Annotated in this window: 15 protein-coding genes; 6 read left to right on the top strand and 9 right to left on the bottom strand. The window is 46.8% G+C overall.

All coding sequences use genetic code 11. From position 1 onward, the window contains the following. Positions 1-41: 41 nt before the first annotated feature. Positions 42-1,079 carry a LacI family DNA-binding transcriptional regulator gene (locus B1748_RS11245; RefSeq protein ID WP_087567993.1) on the bottom strand — a complete coding sequence of 346 codons (1,038 nt, stop codon included), beginning with the start codon at positions 1,077-1,079 and terminating at the stop codon, positions 42-44. Positions 1,080-1,247: 168 nt separating this feature from the next. Here B1748_RS11245 and B1748_RS11240 point away from each other — a divergent pair, with 168 nt between their 5' ends. Further along, complete coding sequence (locus B1748_RS11240) at positions 1,248-2,048, top strand: DUF2935 domain-containing protein (protein WP_373271269.1); 801 nt, start codon at positions 1,248-1,250, stop codon at positions 2,046-2,048. A gap of 136 nt (positions 2,049-2,184) precedes the next feature. Beyond that, positions 2,185-4,578 (top strand): leucine-rich repeat protein, encoded by a 2,394-nt coding sequence (locus tag B1748_RS11235; RefSeq protein ID WP_179215529.1) that lies wholly within the window; start codon positions 2,185-2,187, stop codon positions 4,576-4,578. 18 nt (positions 4,579-4,596) lie between these two features. On the opposite strand, the gene B1748_RS11230 is transcribed toward B1748_RS11235, so the two are convergent. After that, positions 4,597-5,337 (bottom strand): SDR family oxidoreductase, encoded by a 741-nt coding sequence (locus B1748_RS11230; protein ID WP_087567990.1) that lies wholly within the window; start codon positions 5,335-5,337, stop codon positions 4,597-4,599. A gap of 391 nt (positions 5,338-5,728) precedes the next feature. Here B1748_RS11230 and B1748_RS11225 point away from each other — a divergent pair, with 391 nt between their 5' ends. Genes B1748_RS11225 through B1748_RS11215 form a run of 3 tightly spaced genes read left to right on the top strand, consistent with a single transcriptional unit; the run spans position 5,729 to position 7,594 of the window. After that, positions 5,729-6,583, top strand: coding sequence for an ABC transporter ATP-binding protein (locus B1748_RS11225; protein WP_087567989.1), 855 nt, complete (start codon positions 5,729-5,731; stop codon positions 6,581-6,583). Then, positions 6,576-7,229: an ABC-2 transporter permease gene (locus tag B1748_RS11220; protein WP_087567988.1), complete on the top strand. Its 654-nt coding sequence runs from the start codon at positions 6,576-6,578 to the stop codon at positions 7,227-7,229. Before B1748_RS11225 ends, B1748_RS11220 begins: the two co-directional genes overlap by 8 nt. Continuing rightward, positions 7,229-7,594, top strand: a complete 366-nt coding sequence (locus B1748_RS11215) for a GntR family transcriptional regulator (protein WP_087567987.1) — start codon at positions 7,229-7,231, stop codon at positions 7,592-7,594. The genes B1748_RS11220 and B1748_RS11215 overlap by 1 nt, the downstream gene beginning before the upstream one ends. Before the next feature lie 178 nt (positions 7,595-7,772). Here B1748_RS11215 and B1748_RS11210 read toward each other — a convergent pair whose 3' ends face one another. Genes B1748_RS11210 through B1748_RS11195 form a run of 4 tightly spaced genes read right to left on the bottom strand, consistent with a single transcriptional unit; the run spans position 7,773 to position 11,675 of the window. Further along, positions 7,773-8,624, bottom strand: coding sequence for a sugar phosphate isomerase/epimerase family protein (locus tag B1748_RS11210; protein WP_087567986.1), 852 nt, complete (start codon positions 8,622-8,624; stop codon positions 7,773-7,775). Then, the gene (locus tag B1748_RS11205; RefSeq protein ID WP_087567985.1) at positions 8,617-9,687 is read right to left on the bottom strand and encodes an oxidoreductase; all 1,071 of its coding nucleotides are present in this window, start codon (positions 9,685-9,687) and stop codon (positions 8,617-8,619) included. The genes B1748_RS11210 and B1748_RS11205 overlap by 8 nt, the downstream gene beginning before the upstream one ends. Positions 9,688-9,735: 48 nt before the next feature. Beyond that, the gene (locus tag B1748_RS11200; RefSeq protein WP_087567984.1) at positions 9,736-10,503 is read right to left on the bottom strand and encodes a sugar phosphate isomerase/epimerase family protein; all 768 of its coding nucleotides are present in this window, start codon (positions 10,501-10,503) and stop codon (positions 9,736-9,738) included. Next, a complete protein-coding gene (locus B1748_RS11195) occupies positions 10,503-11,675 on the bottom strand; it encodes a Gfo/Idh/MocA family protein (protein WP_087567983.1) in 1,173 nt (390 codons plus the stop codon). The genes B1748_RS11200 and B1748_RS11195 overlap by 1 nt, the downstream gene beginning before the upstream one ends. Before the next feature lie 106 nt (positions 11,676-11,781). Here B1748_RS11195 and B1748_RS11190 point away from each other — a divergent pair, with 106 nt between their 5' ends. Next, positions 11,782-12,711 (top strand): VOC family protein, encoded by a 930-nt coding sequence (locus tag B1748_RS11190; RefSeq protein ID WP_087567982.1) that lies wholly within the window; start codon positions 11,782-11,784, stop codon positions 12,709-12,711. A gap of 121 nt (positions 12,712-12,832) precedes the next feature. On the opposite strand, the gene B1748_RS11185 is transcribed toward B1748_RS11190, so the two are convergent. The 3 genes from B1748_RS11185 to B1748_RS11175 are packed head-to-tail and all read right to left on the bottom strand — an operon-like array spanning position 12,833 to position 17,182. Then, the gene (locus B1748_RS11185; RefSeq protein ID WP_256975623.1) at positions 12,833-14,407 is read right to left on the bottom strand and encodes a response regulator transcription factor; all 1,575 of its coding nucleotides are present in this window, start codon (positions 14,405-14,407) and stop codon (positions 12,833-12,835) included. A 31-nt stretch (positions 14,408-14,438) separates the two neighbouring features. After that, complete coding sequence (locus B1748_RS11180) at positions 14,439-16,220, bottom strand: sensor histidine kinase (RefSeq protein ID WP_256975622.1); 1,782 nt, start codon at positions 16,218-16,220, stop codon at positions 14,439-14,441. A 53-nt stretch (positions 16,221-16,273) separates the two neighbouring features. Next, complete coding sequence (locus B1748_RS11175) at positions 16,274-17,182, bottom strand: carbohydrate ABC transporter permease (protein WP_087567980.1); 909 nt, start codon at positions 17,180-17,182, stop codon at positions 16,274-16,276.

Below are 17,182 nucleotides of genomic sequence, written 5' to 3'. Positions count from 1 at the left end.
TTCAATAAATTTATTAAACTTTTTGAATCTTTTAGAAATATCTATTCAACTTTATTGATCGTTTTCCTTTCTACTATTTTTACAACGAGCTGTTGCTTTTCAGAAACGCCATTGTCATATTCCATCCTGCGAAGCAGCATCTGACTGGCTCTTTCCCCCATGAGACTTTTGTGAGGCTCGATAGAAGTCAATGGAGTTACGCTCATCTCGCATTTGCTTACATTATCAAATCCCATAATCGACATTTCGTCCGGGCATGCGATACCAAGCTGATCCATAGCCTGCATTACAACAAAGGCAATCGGGTCATTCGCGCAGAAAAGCGCATCCGGACGCTGATCAGCCTCCAGGCATTTCATGATCTCTCCGTATGAAACAGGCACGTGGTTAAAATCCACATCGCCAGAGAACACGGACAGCTTTATCTCATCTCCCGTTTCGCTCCTATATTGATCGACAGCAGCGGCAAAACCTCTGTACCGCTCTCTAAAGGTCCACGAGTAATCGAGATTCCCAATAAATCCGAGATTACGATGACCATTCTTTATCATATGACGAGCCGCTTCGAAGCCTCCTCCATAATTATCAGCATATACAAGATCTACATTTAGATCATGATAGTCCGAATCAATCAATACAATAGGCAGCCCTGCTGCAATAACGGATAATATGATCGGCCTGGGGATCCGTCCAAGTATAATGACTCCATCCACTTTATGTTCGGTTATGCTTAACGGCAACGAAGCGCCTTTCTCGGCCTGAGTATCAATTCCCGAAAACATGACACTGTAGCCATTACGGCTCATTTCTACTTCTATGCTCTTTAATATGACTCCCCAATAATCAAAATCGCCTACGTCCTCGCGAGGAAGCAATACGGCCACATTGCCTGTCTTATCCGTCGCTTCTTGAGGGACGCCTTTTTTGAAACGATAGCCCAATCTAATGGCTGCGGCTCTGACCTTATCTTTCGTATCTTCACTGATTCCATGTGATCCGCTTAACGCTTTGGAAACCAATGACTTCGAAATGCCTAATTCAGCGGCAATGTCTTCCATCGTTACTTTTTTTAATTTCATTTTGTATCAACTTCTCTCTATTTGTTTTCAACTTCTTTAATAATAATTGAAACTTTATTCATCTTCAATAGAAAGTTGAATTTTTAAAAACGCCAGATAGGGAATAGTACAAATTCTCCACTCATAAAGTACTCTTAAAGATCATGTTTAAAGAGGGAGAGGCTGCCGTTGTTAGATCAGTCATTTGTTGCTCGTTCATTAGAAGAAGTTCGGTTTTGGTCCCGAATTATGAAAGAGCATTCTCTTTTTCTTAAACTAGGGTTTCGTTGCGATGATACCCAATTAATTAATGAAGCCAATCACTTCTATGCCATTTTTGAAGCAATCGAAAACAAAGCCAATGCATTTAACATCGGAACAGATCCCTCCGTGATTAAAAGATTCAACGAAGAAGTACACATAGCTGTTTCTTATATTTGGGCTTTTAAACGAAAAGTGCTCGGTTTAATACTAAGATGCCAACTTCCTGGCGCAAACAACTTCCCCTTGTTGGTTGATCATGTTAGCAGAGAAGCCAATTATTTTAGAAATCGGTTATCGGAATTAAACGCCGGCAGGCTGGAGCCTCTCCCTGATGCTATTATTGACGAGAACGTATTTTTTTTACGAATTATGGCTGATCACGCTAAATTTATTAGCCACTTGCTTGATCCTTCCGAGCGCCAACTAGTGGAACAAGCAAATCATTTTAGCCAGGAATTTGACACCTTGCTGTATCAAGCAAGGGACTTGGAATCCATGCGTCCAGAATCGCAAACGCTTCCTCTGCTTGACCAATTTTTAGATCAAAACAAGGTGTCGGTCAAATCGCTTCGCGACTTCAAAAAAACAGCCCGAGACATGATTGAAGCTTGCCGTATTAAAAGTATCATTCATCCGTTATTGGCGGACCATGTATTTCGAGAAGCCGAACACTTCCTTGTTATCATCGATATGTTTGAAAATAGTTTAACGGGCAATTCTGCTTAACATTTGAATCCCTCAGCCGACCATATGGTCGGCTGCTGTTATGTCTTCGTAACAGTAAGAAGCTTGTTTCTTTCATAATTCTATCATTGCCGCCTGATACACTATAAACAAACTTGAGATGGAAGGGATGAAAGGCATGTTGCGAGGATTTGACTGGAGGAGACTTTTGCTGGCGGTAGGAATTGTAGGATCCGTGTGGTTTGTATCGTCGGAGGACGCCTTCAGAGCCGATGCGGCGCTTTCGGATTTTAGCTTCGACTATTATTCGGATTATGCCGAGATTTATTATTATTATGGAACGGATACGGAGATTGTTATTCCGGAAACAGCGCGTGAACTTCCGGTGACGGCTATTGGCTATAGAGCGTTTATGCGGATGGATATATCCAAAGTTACTTTTCATGAGCGCCTGAAAACGATCGGAGACGAGGCTTTTAGTACAAATCGGCTAACGGAAATCGAGATACCGGCTAGCGTGTCCTACATCGGGAAATTTGCATTTTGGCGCAATGCGCTGGAAAAAGTTACTTTGCATGAGGGCTTGCAAACCATCGATGCTTTAGCATTTGCTACGAATGCCATATCGGAAATTGAAATACCCGCTAGTGTGAGCAGTCTGGGAATGAATGCGTTTAGAGAAAACGGCCTTACAAAGTTGAAGTTGAATGAAGGACAGCTGGAGGAAATCGGATATGGTTCCTTTTCTGACAATTCGATAACAGAAGTTGAAATTCCGAAAACCGTAAAAAGTATCGCTCATGCCGCTTTTCGAGACAACGCGCTTAATAATGTGATATTAAATGAAGGTTTGGAGACGATTTGGGATTCTGCATTCGAGAACAATGCGCTAACCGCCATCGTGATCCCGTCTACTGTAGATCTTATACGAGGCTATGCCTTTTATAATAATGATCTTGCATATGCCGTAATTCCCCCAAGTGTGACCACGATCGAGAGCAACGCGTTCGGTTCCAATAGATCCAATTTTACCATCATCGGATCCACCGGTTCGCCAGCTCACGATTATGCAATCGAATTCGATATTCCTTTTATAGATGCGGCAACGATCCCTCTGCCTGATATTCGGTTTGCACCGGATGGCCAAGACTGGGCGCAGTCGGCCTCGACGACTGTGTCAGGTGATGTTTTCGGCATCTTTAATCTCGAATATATCTGGACGAACACGGACGTTGAGCCCGCTCCGGAAGCAGAATCGCGCTCATTCGAAAGTGGCGACGAGATTGAACAATCCTCCGAAGGGGAATGGTTTTTGCATGTTCGGGGATCCCTGTTGGATCGAGCAGCCACCTGGCATTCCGGGCGCTTCCGGGTCGACAATACACCGCCGACGCTGAACGTAGAGATGACGACTGGTTCATCAGCAGTTCCTTATACGCAAGATACATGGAGCGCAGAACCTGTTACCTTACATGCAACAGCGTCCGACTCGTTTGGCGAAATCCGTGAAATCGTGGTTGAAACGGAATATAACTCGCAGAGCTCGGCAGCAGCCTATCCAGGCAGCACGTACTCCGCAACATTCGCTGCCAATGGCACCTACCAACTAAAAATTTCGGCCATCGATCAGGCAGGGAATGTATCGGCTGCGGAGCAACGCATCGTAAAAATCAACATCACTCCACCCCCGTATGAGAAGTCAGGCAATGCCCGGCTAAAGGAACTGATCGTATCAGCCGGGGAACTCGCTCCTTTATTCTCTGGAGACGTTACAGCATATACTTTGCATATCGGTTCCGATGTGCAGAGCATTACCGTAGACATGTTGCCGGAACATACGCTGGCATCGACATCGCTGGGTGGACAAGCTCTCGGATCAGGCAGAGTAAAGGCTGATATCTCGCTGGAAGAGGAAGCCAACCTGTTCGAGATCGTGGTCACCGCGGAAAATGGGACCAAACGAACATACAAGATTTTGCTGGAAAGAGACGAAGCCGAACTTCCTCCGTCAGAATCAGAATGCTCTAAGCCATCCGCTTTCACCGATATCGCCGGTCATTGGGGGGAAACGTCTATCATCAAAGCGAGCTGTCGCGGAATCGTTCAAGGCTACTCGGATAGCAGCTTCGGGCCGGATCGACGCGTTTCCCGTGCGGAATTTACCGTCATGCTGGCTGGACTCTTCCAATGGGAAGGCGCGGAGACCGCCCTCCTGTTCGGCGATATGGCAGGCAAAAACCATTGGGCGATGCAGGCCATTGCGCCAGCAGCAGCTTTTGGCATCGTATCGGGGTATCCGGATGGCAACTTCCGGCCGGAAGCGACAATTACCAGGGCCGAGATGGCCGTCATGATCGCCAAGGCACTCGAATTGCCAATGGATGCCGACAGCCCAACTGCTTTCGCCGATCATGCGGAGATCTCTGATTGGGCAAAGGGCGCCGTAGCTTCGATTCATCAATTGGGGATCGTCATCGGTCGCGGCGACAATCGCTTCGAGCCGGACGGAGCAGCCACCCGCGCAGAAGCAACTGTCATGCTGCTTCGCATAGCGGAGATTAAGAAGAAATGATCGTATCAATCTAGCAGCCTAGCTGTTTTTCAAAATAGCTTCGGCTACCCCCGGAGCCAATCGGTTAAGCCAAGTTAGCAGTTTGACCTTGCCGATAGCAATTTCCAACCGGTCGCGGCGGTAGGATCGCCAAAACTCCGCGGCCAGTTGATCGGCGGTTATTTTCCCCCTCCCCCTGCCGCTCGTCATGGCCGTGTCAACGATCGGCGGAATAATTTCAAACACTTTTACAGGAGTCGACTCCAATTGATACCGGAGCGCTTTCGTAAAGATATGCAGTCCTGCTTTCGTCGCGCAATAAACCGGGGCGGACTTCTTGGGCGCGATGCCCAATCCGGACGAAATATTGACGATAGCGGCTTCCCGATGACGGGAAAGCATCGGCAGCAGTCGGGCGATAAGTCTGATCGGCGCGATCAAGTTAATATCCGTCTCCTCCTTGATTTTCCCGTCCGTATCCAGTGCCTTCCAATCGTTGAAAGCGTAGTTGTGTTGAATTCCCGCATTGTTGATCAACACGCTTAGATCGGGATGCTCTTCGCTCAGCCACTTAACAAGCCTGTTCATATCCCCTTCCTGACTGATGTCGCAACGAATGACATGAACTTCCGGATAACGCGACTTCACCTCGGACAACTTGCTTTCGCTGCGGCCTGCGACGATCACCTTATTGCCATGCCTCACGAACTGCTCGGTCAAAGCCAATCCGATTCCCGAAGCGCCGCCGGTAATCAATACGGTATGTCCTGATGGATTCATAATAACTTCCCCCTTCTTACCTAAATTGCGAGTTCAAAAAGTTCGATTTTCAGTACCGAGAAGGTTGTATGAAGATTAGGGACTGAGGAGCGGAGCGTAGTGGAAGCTACGTGAGCACCGGAAGGCCCGGCTGAATGCAAGATTCGATGTCGACATACTTCCCGAGTTACTTCGTAATCAAAATTGGACTTTTTGAACTTCCTCTTAAAGTGTAGAACTTAAAGAGAGGGTTTTCCTTAACCTAGGTTTATTTTCGTCATTTTTTTCGCATTCGGTCAAAGCGCCTCATATCTGCTTAGGGCGGTACTCGAAACAATAATTGACATTTGAACTTTCTTGATGATATATTGTGTATGCACAACATACACAATTTAGAGCGGAGGGTAACTTTATGCTTGCATTGGATATCAAAAATTTGAATAAAAAATATGAACACTTTCAATTGAAAGACGTATCTTTCCAACTGGAAAAAGGATATATTATGGGCTTTATCGGAGCCAATGGCGCGGGTAAAACAACCACCATCAAATCCATTTTGAATCTGAGTCGCATGGATGGCGGCGAGATCAGTATTTTGGGCAAAAACATGGTCGAACACGAAGTCGAATTGAAACAAGAAATCGGCTACGCATTTGGCGACATTAATTTCTATACCCGCAGTAAAATCAAAACGTTAACGAATGTGATCAAACCGTTTTATCGCAATTGGGATGATGGCACCTATTACAAATATCTTAAAAAATTCAACTTGATCGAAGACAAAAAAATAGCCGAACTTTCAACCGGAATGAAAGTTAAATACAGCCTAACCCTCGCTTTGTCGCACGGCGCAAAACTTCTTATTCTGGATGAACCAACAAGCGGACTTGATCCGGCTGCCCGAGACAATCTGCTGGATATTTTTCAGGAGCTAGTGCAAGACGGCGAAATCAGCATCCTTTTTTCAACCCATATCACATCCGATTTGGAGAAATGCGCCGATTATATTACCTATATCCACAACGGCCAAATTATCAACAGCGCCGAGAAAGAAGAGTTTGTCGATGCGTATCGTTTGCTAAATGGCAAAAAAGAGCAGTTGGATTTGTTCAAAGACCGGCTCATTGCCTACAAGATAAATTCTTTCGGATTCACAGGCTTGATTCATACCAAAGACTTTGATCCGTCTGTAGATATTAAATCCGCCGTGCCCAATTTGGAGGAGATTATGATTTATTTCTCGAGAAAGGAGAATATGCATGTATAACTTATTGAAGAAAGAATTAAAGTTAGGCGTAAATCCGTTTTTTTATGTGCTGCCCTTTTTGACAGGCGCCTTAATGTTAGTTCCGGCATGGCTTTATTTCCTTGTTCTCCTATACTTTTGTTTCATTACGGTACCGAATATGTTAGGAGGATTCAAAAGTCATAACGATTTAATGTTTACAAGCATGCTGCCAGTAACGAAATCAGACATGGTAAAAGCAAAGGTCTCTTTTATTGTCATTCTGGAATTATTGCATGTGGTTGTCGCCGCTATATATGGCCTGATTAGCGTTCGCTTATATCCGAATCTGATCTACTATTTCTATGAGCCGTCCTTTGGTTTCTGGGGGTTATGTTTCGTCATGCTGGCCATCTTTAATATCATTTTAATCCCTATGTATTTCAAGACTGCTTATAAATACGGCGCGGCATCGGTTGCATCGATTACAGCCGCTATCCTGTTTGCCGGGGGCGCAGAATGGCTTGGCATACAGAATTCGTATGTGAATGATCTTTTTAAGGGAGCCGGCGCCGACAATTTAGCTGTACAACTCTCCATCTTGCTTATTGGCATTGCGATTTTTGCAATATTTACGATAATAGCTTATTCTATAGCCAACAAAAGGTTTGAGAAAGTGGAAATATAATGAACATTGCGATATCGAACACATCCGAGAAACCCATCTATCAACAGCTTTTCGAACAAATCAGCGCTCAAATTCTTAAAGGCGAACTTGGAGGCGGATATAGCTTGCCGCCTATCCGACAAGCGGCCACGGAGCTTCGGGTTAGCATCATTACCGTGAAAAAGGCTTGGGAAGAGCTCGAACGATGCGGTTTAATTTATACCGTTACCGGCAAAGGATGTTTTGTCACCGAGCTCTCACCCGATGAGATGCTTCAAAAACGCAATAAAACGATCCTAGAGCAGATGGCGATCGACACTTCCTATTACAAATCATTTGGCCTCACGATAGAAGAAGTTTTTGAGCTGTTAAAAAAAGTTTATTAAATGGCTAAGACAAGAAACGTAAGAAGAATTGATGGTCCCTTGGGGAGGACGCAGATGAAGAGTGGAATGTGAAAAATAAAAAGAGAAAGCGCAAGCAAGCACCGACCTAAATAGGACGGACACCGACTTTGAGCTTTCTCTCATCGCACAGACTCAAAATTGTATATTCAATGTTTTATTAAGAATGAATTGCATTTACGCTATAAGCGGTCTTAATCGAGTTCAATCCATACTTCGCCGTCTCTAATGCGCTTCGTCCCGCGTAGCTCTTTTTAAAAAGTTCTAATGATAGATACCCGCTATATCCGATACTATGCAGTGTCGCCGCGATGTGTTTAGTAGGCGCAATACCTTCTCCCGGGAACAGACGCTCTTCATCGTTTATGATCAATCGTGATGGCTCGCCGGGGTAGTCATTGACATGAACGATCCCGATTTGGTCAGCTGCAAGGGAGCCTAAAAGTTCATGATTACTCCCTCCTGTATACATATGAAACGGATCAATGAGCATTTTATTCATCGGTTGCAGATCAACAATCTGTTTTGCTTGCTCCAGAGTAGATAAATATTCAGCTCTCCCCCAGAACTCAAGGTAAGGCTCGACGCCTGCCTTACGTCCGATTGCCTTTAAGTCCGAGAAGTATTCTGCGATTGCTGCGGCATCTAAATGACTGACATCGCCAAAAGGCGGCGCGGCAATTGCAGGGCAGCCAATAGCAGCTAGCATCTCCATTTCTTCTTCTGCTTGACGCAGCCCTTCTTTTCTCGTTTGCAGATCCTGATCGCACCATTTGAAAAAAGCTATTGCATTAACAGGTGCAAGTTTTAATCGATCAAGCTCTCGCCATAGAGAAGACAGTTTCTCTCCGCTGTCTACATATGCTTTTACATCTTTTATCCAAAGTTCAATCCCATCATAACCAGCCTCGGCAACCAGCTCTATTTGCTGAAGAATATCAAGATTGTACGGGAATAAAGTGGATGTATTAAGGGCGGTTCGAAAAGGGAATATTCCATTTAATTCAGTCATTGATTTCGTCCCCGATCCGGATTGTACGTTGTTCTCTATGGCTCTTGTAAGCTAATTCGATCAATTGAATCGTCCTTAATGCTTCCTCGGGTTTGACTGCCAATTCTTCCTCTCCGAGTATGTGCTTGCAGACATTATTATAATAAGAAGTATAAGCGCCTGGTTGGGTTTCGACCAATCCCCTGACATGCAAATCCCCTATGGATGTATGAATGGTTCCCCAATTTTCGGGGTCTTCCTTGCCCCAGTTTTTAGAATCGCTTGGACTCTCCCCCGCAATTAATGCAGCCTCTTGCGGATCTATTCCGTACTTGACAAAAGATCCTTTACTGCCATGAAGGGTGTATCTTGGACTTGGCTCCCGTACGATCCGGGATGATTTTAGTACAACCTTTAAATTATGGCTATAGCCAAGGGAAACATCGAAATAGTCATCTGTTATCCCTCCATCCCTAGTAATGCGAATATCGCCGGTTATGGTATCCGGTGTCCCAAAAAGTTGTACAGCCTGATCGATGAAATGGCTGCCTAAATCATAAAAAACGCCTGTAGCGGGACCTTTTTTATCACGCCAATTGTCTGATTTCATAACGGGGTTAAAACCATCCCAATGGAATTCGCAGTCAGATAGCTTGCCTAATAAACCTTGTTGAACGATACTTTTGACGGTCAAAAAGTCTCCATCCCAACGCCTATTATGGAATATGCTTAGTACTTTGTTTCTTTCCTTTGCTAACTCTATTAACTGTATGGCTTCTTGACTTGTAGCCGTAAACGGCTTTTCGACAACAACATGTTTATCGGCCAGCAAGGCATCTCGCGTAAATTCCACATGATTTGTACTAGGAGTGGTCACAACAACAAGATCAATAGTCGGATCACTGTACAATTCCTCAACGCTGCTTACAACCTCAATCCATGGATATCGCGCCTTGGACAACTGACTTCTGCGTTCCACTACCTTGGACAGTTCTAAACCTGGCACTGATGTAATTACAGGTGCATGAAATGTTTTCCCGGCAAAACCATATCCAATAAGCCCTACTCGAATTTGATTTTTCAAAGGAATCTACTCCCATTGTCATTATTTGCATTGCCATTTAACCCTTTCTTACAGCAAACCTCTCTCCTTCAAGTTTAAATAGCTGACCATCGCCGTTTCCATTCCAGTAAGGTTTCGGAGTTGATCTTGCTCGACTGTCATCCATTCAACCCCAATCTCTTTTGCTGCAGCAATAGACTCCTCAATCTTTACCATGCCTGTGCCTACTGCCGTCCACTTGCCGACCTCGTCAACTCCGTATACGTCTTTTAAATGAATAGCAGGTACGCGACCGGCCATTTTGCGAAGAATATGTGCCGGATCGGCTCCGCCGAGCGTAATCCATGCAACGTCTAATCGAAAATAGAGATGATTGGGATCTGTATACTCGGCTAAAATATCTAACGAATAGATGCCATTAAAAACGTTTTGAAATTCATGTGCGTGGTTATGGTAACAAAAACGCAATCCTTCCGACTTTAATCGGGCGCCAACAGCATTATATAGTTCGGCGTCTTGAAGCAATTGCTCCCTCGTGTCCACCACATCCCACCAGAATGTGACATCCTTTGTTTGCAACAAGTGCGCCTCTTTAATGATATGATCCAACTCATTTTGATCGCGCATTTGTTCCTTGTTGATACTGTGAGTTGCGACTTTGAGCCCCAATTGATGAAATCGATCCACGTTTTCTTGTACATGGCCTGTAAGCAAGGACTGACCGCCCTCAATGCCCTCATAGCCAATATTTGCGATTTGCTGCATGGTTCCCCAGAAATCTTGTTTGGCTTCTTCGTTCACGATACCAATTAAAGCAAGTTTAGGTTTCTTAATCATTATTCCGCACCTCTTCCTTGACCAAATTGGCCGTTCTCTAACATTGTAATAAACGGACTATCCGTTACACCGGTTAGGGGCAATTCTACTCTTGCATGTTGACGCACCGATTCAAAAACAGCAAACGTGATCTCAGAAGCACGGAGTGCCTTTTGGTGGGAAACCTCTGGTTCAATCCCCGTTTCCAAACAATCTATTGCATGCTTGACGTATGCTTTCATCTGATCAGACATGGATGATAAAACCAATTCCGGACTCCAGGAAGGATCCTTGTAGTTAACCCCTCTGATGATTTGGCCATCCCACATCACTTCAATAAATCCTTCCGTGCCATAGAGACGAACTCCAGCCCAAACTTTTGTCATATCATCCGTCGGTTCCCATGTATCTACAGGTCCGCAGTATAAGTTGGCTTGAACGCCGTTGGCAAAAACGATATGTCCGGACGCCCCATATTCGGAGGGAACATTAAACCAATTTAGTATGCTTGTTGTATCGACTGCGCCTAAAACAGATTTTGCCGGAGTTTCGTTTAAAAAGCTAAGCGCTTGATCAAACGTATGGATCCCGCAATCCAGCAGGTTTTGCGGAGAGTAAAGGTCCAATCTGACAAGTTGACCAATTTTTCCATCGTTAAGTAACTGACGTACGAATTTGTTCCCTTCCGCAAAACGACGTTGCAAGGAAAAGGTTAGCTGGCAGCCCGTCTCTTCTGCAATCCGCGACATCTCCTGACATTCTCCCCAAGTAGGAGACATCGGTTTTTCGCATAACACAGCTTTAACTCCAGCTTCGGCGCAATCACGAAAAACGGAAAGATGCAACGGCGTCCACAAACAAATTAAAACGACATCCGGTTTTTCTTTTTCAAGCATAACTTTATATTCAGTATAGATATTGCCTTGGAATTCAAAATCTGCTTTTAACCTCTCGGCTGACTCCGCGGATAAATCTGAAAATGCCACCACTTCGCATCTGTTATCAGCCTTGATGCCAATTGCATGTTCATGTGCCCGTTTCCCGCATCCGATGAAAGCTACTCGATGAACAACTTTACTCATTAAAAGATCGCTCCTTTTTTTCAAGTCATAATCACAGTCTAAAGCTTTGTTGGCTTCCAGATAGATGAATCGTTGCTCTGGTATAGGCTGAACTACTTTCAATTCTGCCATATATCGTTTCAAAACTCTAGCGTTATTGCCGGTGGATTCATACGAACGTATGTGCTATAACCAAGGCGTGTTAGGCACTTCATTAACGAATTGGGAGGCAATACTGATGAGCGATGCTAATAATGGTCTTGCGCAACCGATCATTCCGCATTTGTGGTTCGACAAAGAAGCAAAGGAAGCAGCTGAGTTCTATTGCTCTGTTTTCCCGCATTCCGAAATAACCAGCTCGACGATCTTAAACGATACGCCTTCCGGGGATGCACCTATCGTTTCGTTTACGGTTTGGGGACATCCGTTTATGGCTATCTCTGCAGGGCCGCTCTTCAAGTTAAATCCGTCGATTTCGTTTTTCGTTAATTTCGATCCGTCGCGGGAACCAAATGCCAGAGAAATGCTCGAAGAGGCGTGGCACAAGTTATCCGACGGAGGAACTCCTCTCATGCCTCTGGACAAATACCCGTTTAGCGAGCGGTATGGCTGGATACAGGACAAATTCGGAGTCAACTGGCAGCTCATATTAACAAATCCGCACGGGGAGCCGCGCCCACCGATTATCCCTTCCCTGATGTTTGTCGGCGACAACTGCGGCAAGGCGGAGGAAGCCCGCGAGTTTTATCTCTCAGTCTTCCGCAACGCGATGCCCGGTACGCTTGTTCGTTATGCCTCCGGTATGGAGCCAGACCGCGAGGGGGACGTCATGTTCTCCGACTTTATGCTGGAGAACACCTGGTTTACGGCCATGGACAGCGCGCATGAACATTCGTTCCAGTTCAATGAGGCGATTTCCTTGCTGGTCGACTGTACGACGCAGGAGGAAATCGACTACTATTGGGACAAGCTGTCCGCCGTTCCCGAAGCCGAGCAATGCGGCTGGCTGAAAGACAAATACGGCGTTTCGTGGCAAATCTCGCCCGCCGCTTTAGACAAGATGATGAACGAAGGCACGCCGGAGCAGCGTGATCGCGTCACGAAAGCATTCCTAAAGATGAAGAAGTTCAACATTGCGGAATTGGAACGAGCTTATTTGGGGAATTAACCAACCGGGTCGTATCACCGTTGGCGGTGTGAAGGGCTAGACGCACAGAACAGCCCAGGAGGCGTACTCCTGGGCTGCATTGTTTATATTGTCGTTTCATATTCAAGCTGTTCATTAATGTCTATACCTCTCTTCGCTTTCCAGCCTGTTCCCGAAATTCATGCGGTGAAATGCCAGTCCACTTCTTGAATACTCGAGTAAAGGAATGGGGCGCCTCGTATCCGACGCTGGCACCGATCTCCGCGATTTTCATGTCAGTATGCAACAGCAGCTCCTTCGCTCTTGCAAACCGGACATCCTCGATATATTCCGACAGCTTGATCCCCCGTTCTTGCTTGAATAAGCGCGAGAGGTACGAAGGATTAAAGTGGATTTCATCTGCCAGACGAACGAGCGACAAGTCCTCTGCGATATGTTCGTCAATATAAGCGCTGATCTTATCAATAGCCGTAACAGCTCGGTTATGCTCCCCATCTCGTCTCCATTCGAACAGATCTTCCGCCAAACCCCTCAGGACGGAGTATCGTTCTTTCCAGGAGTGATACCCATCCAATTGCATCAAGCCCCCTGCAGACATCGGCAGCTTCTCTCGTTCTCCCCAACGATTGGAGTAGGAGAGCAGGATAAGGGCGATGGAATAATACAGCTCCGTGGCGTAAGCCGATGTCCATCCTCCCTCCGTAGCAGACAGCGTAAGCTCGTTAAACAACCCAAGAAAGTCCTCTCTTCTGCCACCCTCCAAATGTGCCGCCAGCGTCTCCGTCTTCTCCTTCGGGAAGCGCAAACGTACCTGAGCTGCCGTTCCCTCCCCGTTTAGCAGCACGGATTGCACCATCGTTGTCCCGTCTCCCGCACGCAAGTGCTGCCTTTCTCGGAGCTTATCGTAAGCAGTGGGGAGTTGCTTCCAGTCCGTTGGCTCCTTCGCCAGCGTAACGGACAACTGAATGCCTAGCGACTGCCGGCAGGCCTCCTGAATCAATTCGAACGTTCCCTCCAGGAATGTAGATAGACGTTCGAAGCGGTTATCCTGACATGGATCGGGCGGCTGAACGAGCCAGATCAGATCGCCGTAACGATCGATTACGCCAAGACATCTGCTTTTCTCATCCAAATAAGTATCAGAAAGGATTTTAACCCTGAGCGCAGTCTCCTGCCGATCGGCATAGTAACGGTGAGCCTCTGCGGCGGACAAGCTGCCAAGGGCTATGAGGACGGGAGCTCGGGGTTCGAATTCGATACGCAGTCTATTGAAGTTGTCCGTCATCGTCTCGTCCGCTCCGCCTTCGAACAAGAGATGGCGCACATAATTGCCTGTAGCGAGCGTGTCAAAGGCATTCTGGCTTGCTTTAGAACTCTGCAGCAGCGCAGCCGTTCGCAACTCTTCTTGAATCTCGCTAACAACCAGGCCAACGGTCTCAATCAGTTTGTTATACCCTTCACTCTTAAGCAAATAACGGATACCCGGCCACTGAACCGCCTGGTATACCGTTTCGAAATGGCTGTAGCCGGTCAAAAAAATCATCTTGCATTGCGGCCAATCGGAGCGGATTACGTTCATTAAGGCTAGACCGTCCATCTCCGGCATTGCGATGTCCGAGAGTACGATATCGAATCGGGTCCTCCGCAGCCATAGCAATGCCTCCTGTCCGGAATATGCCTTATACAGATCGAGCTCCAGATCCAGCTTGCTCAACACTTCGTATAGACCGTCAGTAATAATTTCCTCGTCATCTACGATTAGTAATCGGATTATCTTGTTCTCCCCCCTCCCTAGGCAGCCTCAGCGTCGCCATTAATCCTCCGAGCCCGCTTCTTGACACCTGTAATCCTCCATCGCCTAGTGTCAAACGGACACGTCGATGTATGTTGACCATCCCTGTAATCTCGCTTTGGTCTTCGTCATGCTTCAACGAATGTATGATTCTAGCCAATTCCTCGTCAGATAGACGATCTCCATTATCCTCCACAATCACTCTAACCTCTTCGTCATCCCATTCGAAACGAACCACTATCAGGCCGTCGTACGCCTTTTTCTCCAGGCTGTGCTCGAACGCGTTCTCGATGATTGGCTGTACGATCAGACGGGGCACCTGCATAGCCGCAAGTTCGGGAGGAAGCTCCTGGAAACTCACCTTAATACGTCTCGAGAAACGCAGCTCCTGAATCTCCGTGTACATTCTCGCATGCGAGATCTCATGCTCCAGCGGCAAGTTATCGGAAGCGTTACGCGTTACGAATTGGAAGTATTTGCCCAATAACGTAGTGAATTGCTCGATACGCTCGACGTCTCCCGTCTTCGCCATCGTGTTTAAAATGAAAAAGCTGTTGTACAGGAAATGGGGATTGATCTGCGATTGAAGCTGTTTGAGTTCCGACCGCTGTGCCAATATCTTTTGCTTGTAAGCCTGATCGATCAATGAACGCAGATTAGCGACCATTTGGTTAAATCGGCCGTACAGATAACGGAATTCGTCCTTTGAGGCATGATCAATGAAGATGTCGAGGTCCCCGTTCTCCATTCTTCTGAAGCTCTTGACGAAAGTTAATAAAGGCTTGTGGATGAATTTGTACGTCGAAAGAGCGTAAACGGCTATGATTCCAAGCGATAGAATGAGAAACAACCACGCCCAGGAGTAGAACCGGTCGAGCGGTTCCTGGAATACTCGTTCCGGGATGAACCGGTACAAGGAAAAGTTCAGTTTCTCCGAATTCGCGTGCATATAATAGAAACGCATGTTGGACAACTCTACTGCGTCCGTTTTCAGTTCCTCGCTTTCTCGGGATTGCTGCAGGAAAACGGGCATATCTTGCTCTGGAAAGGCTCCCGCCCCATTGGTAATAACTACGCCATCCCGTCCATGCACAAGCATGACCCCGCTGTCTGCGTAGAGGTTGAACTGGTTCAATTCCTCTCGCATGACACCGCTGTCAAGCGCGATCTCTACGGTAAACAGCGGCTCTGCATCTCTTCTCCCCCCGGGCTTGTACGCGCTCAGGTGCAGGCTGCCCTTCCATTCGATAATCTGGGATCCGTGCCCATACACGGAGCGAATCCCGTAAAACCGCTCCGAGTCGAACTCGCGTGCCCCATCGACGGACAGCGTCTTGCCGATAGGAGCAATGTGCACGCTGACGTCTTCGATGTAATGGCTGCTGTTCTGGATCGTATAGACTCGTTTCAGCAATAAATTGATATTTTCCATCCGCTCTATCGTGTCCATCGTTTCCCAGGTCAGCGCCAATTCGTTCAAGTGTTCATCTTCGAGCAGGCTGTACTGGAGCAGCTTGATCCGTTCGATTTCGTTCTCCATGTCCGAGAGGTAATAAACGATCTGCGAGACCGCCGTCTTGGATATATCCTCACGGGCGGTCTGCACGATCCAGTTATAAATGTACGCCCCGAACGACCACATAGGGAGCATGATAAGCAGAAAGGTAATCAGCAGTCGCGAAAAAATGGAATTTCTGAGCGAGATATCATGGCGATTGAACAACAACGTCGCCTCCACCGTTTTCCCTCATTGTAACGAATGTTCAACATTCTGTCCCTGGATTTCTCCAATTATCCCTTAACGCTCCCCAGGACGATTCCTTTGACAAAATATTTCTGCAGGAACGGATACGCCATAATGATAGGCAGCGAACCCAGGAATATCTGCGAGGCCTTCAACGTTCGATCTGAGATTTGGGCCAGGTTCAGCAGATCGTCCCTCGACACATTGGACAGATTCTGTTGAATGACGATCGTCTGAATGTAACTCTGAAGCGGATAATTGGATGGATTGCTCATCAGGATCAATCCGTCAAACCAACTGTTCCAATGCTCCACCATGGAGAACAGAGCAAGCGTTGCAAGCGCCGGCTTCGAGATAGGCACGTAAATGCGCCATAACGTCGTCCAGTGGCCCGCACCATCGATCAGCGCCGCTTCCTCCAACTCCTTTGGCACCTCTCGAAAGAAATTAAGCAGTAGAATGATGCTGAAAACTGGAACGGCTCCGGGAAGCACGAGCGCCCATATCGAATTCAGCAAACCGTATTCCTTGAGGGTAACATACCAAGGAATCAGTCCGCCGTTAAAGAGCATGGTCAGGAAGAATAACCAGGCATACACAAGCCGCAGACGCAGAGCATGTGACTCCTTCGAGAGCGGATAAGCGACTAGAATCGTCAGAAGCAGATTCAACGGAGTTCCGAACGCAAGGCGTTTTAACGACACCCACATAGACTGCCAGAATTCTCCCCGGCTTGCCGTGTATTCGTACGATGCCAGCGTGAAGTCGACGGGCCACAGCCTGACGTGCCCAGCAGCCGCTGCCGTACTGGAACTGAAGGAAACGGCGATAATATGAATGAGCGGGAATATGCAGAGCGCCGCTACCAGCACCAGAATGACTGTATTGACAATCGGAAACCACTGGCGCTTCCTGCCGCTCCCTCGGGAAGTGCTTACGGATGACTGCTGATTCAT

Source organism: Paenibacillus sp. MY03, assembly GCF_002165585.1.
Lineage (GTDB): Bacteria > Bacillota > Bacilli > Paenibacillales > Paenibacillaceae > Pristimantibacillus > Pristimantibacillus agaridevorans.
The sequence above is the reverse complement of the archived record's forward strand: the minus strand, read 5'-3'. Positions and strand labels throughout refer to the sequence as shown.

Coding starts and splice junctions, on each gene's coding strand:
- B1748_RS11245 (WP_087567993.1), bottom strand. CDS start 1,079: ATGAAATTAAAAAAAGTAACGATGGAAGACATTGCCGCTGAATTAGGC.
- B1748_RS11235 (WP_179215529.1), top strand. CDS start 2,185: ATGTTGCGAGGATTTGACTGGAGGAGACTTTTGCTGGCGGTAGGAATT.
- B1748_RS11230 (WP_087567990.1), bottom strand. CDS start 5,337: ATGAATCCATCAGGACATACCGTATTGATTACCGGCGGCGCTTCGGGA.
- B1748_RS11225 (WP_087567989.1), top strand. CDS start 5,729: ATGCTTGCATTGGATATCAAAAATTTGAATAAAAAATATGAACACTTT.
- B1748_RS11220 (WP_087567988.1), top strand. CDS start 6,576: ATGTATAACTTATTGAAGAAAGAATTAAAGTTAGGCGTAAATCCGTTT.
- B1748_RS11215 (WP_087567987.1), top strand. CDS start 7,229: ATGAACATTGCGATATCGAACACATCCGAGAAACCCATCTATCAACAG.
- B1748_RS11210 (WP_087567986.1), bottom strand. CDS start 8,624: ATGACTGAATTAAATGGAATATTCCCTTTTCGAACCGCCCTTAATACA.
- B1748_RS11200 (WP_087567984.1), bottom strand. CDS start 10,503: ATGATTAAGAAACCTAAACTTGCTTTAATTGGTATCGTGAACGAAGAA.
- B1748_RS11195 (WP_087567983.1), bottom strand. CDS start 11,675: ATGGCAGAATTGAAAGTAGTTCAGCCTATACCAGAGCAACGATTCATC.
- B1748_RS11190 (WP_087567982.1), top strand. CDS start 11,782: ATGAGCGATGCTAATAATGGTCTTGCGCAACCGATCATTCCGCATTTG.
- B1748_RS11175 (WP_087567980.1), bottom strand. CDS start 17,182: ATGAATCAGCAGTCATCCGTAAGCACTTCCCGAGGGAGCGGCAGGAAG.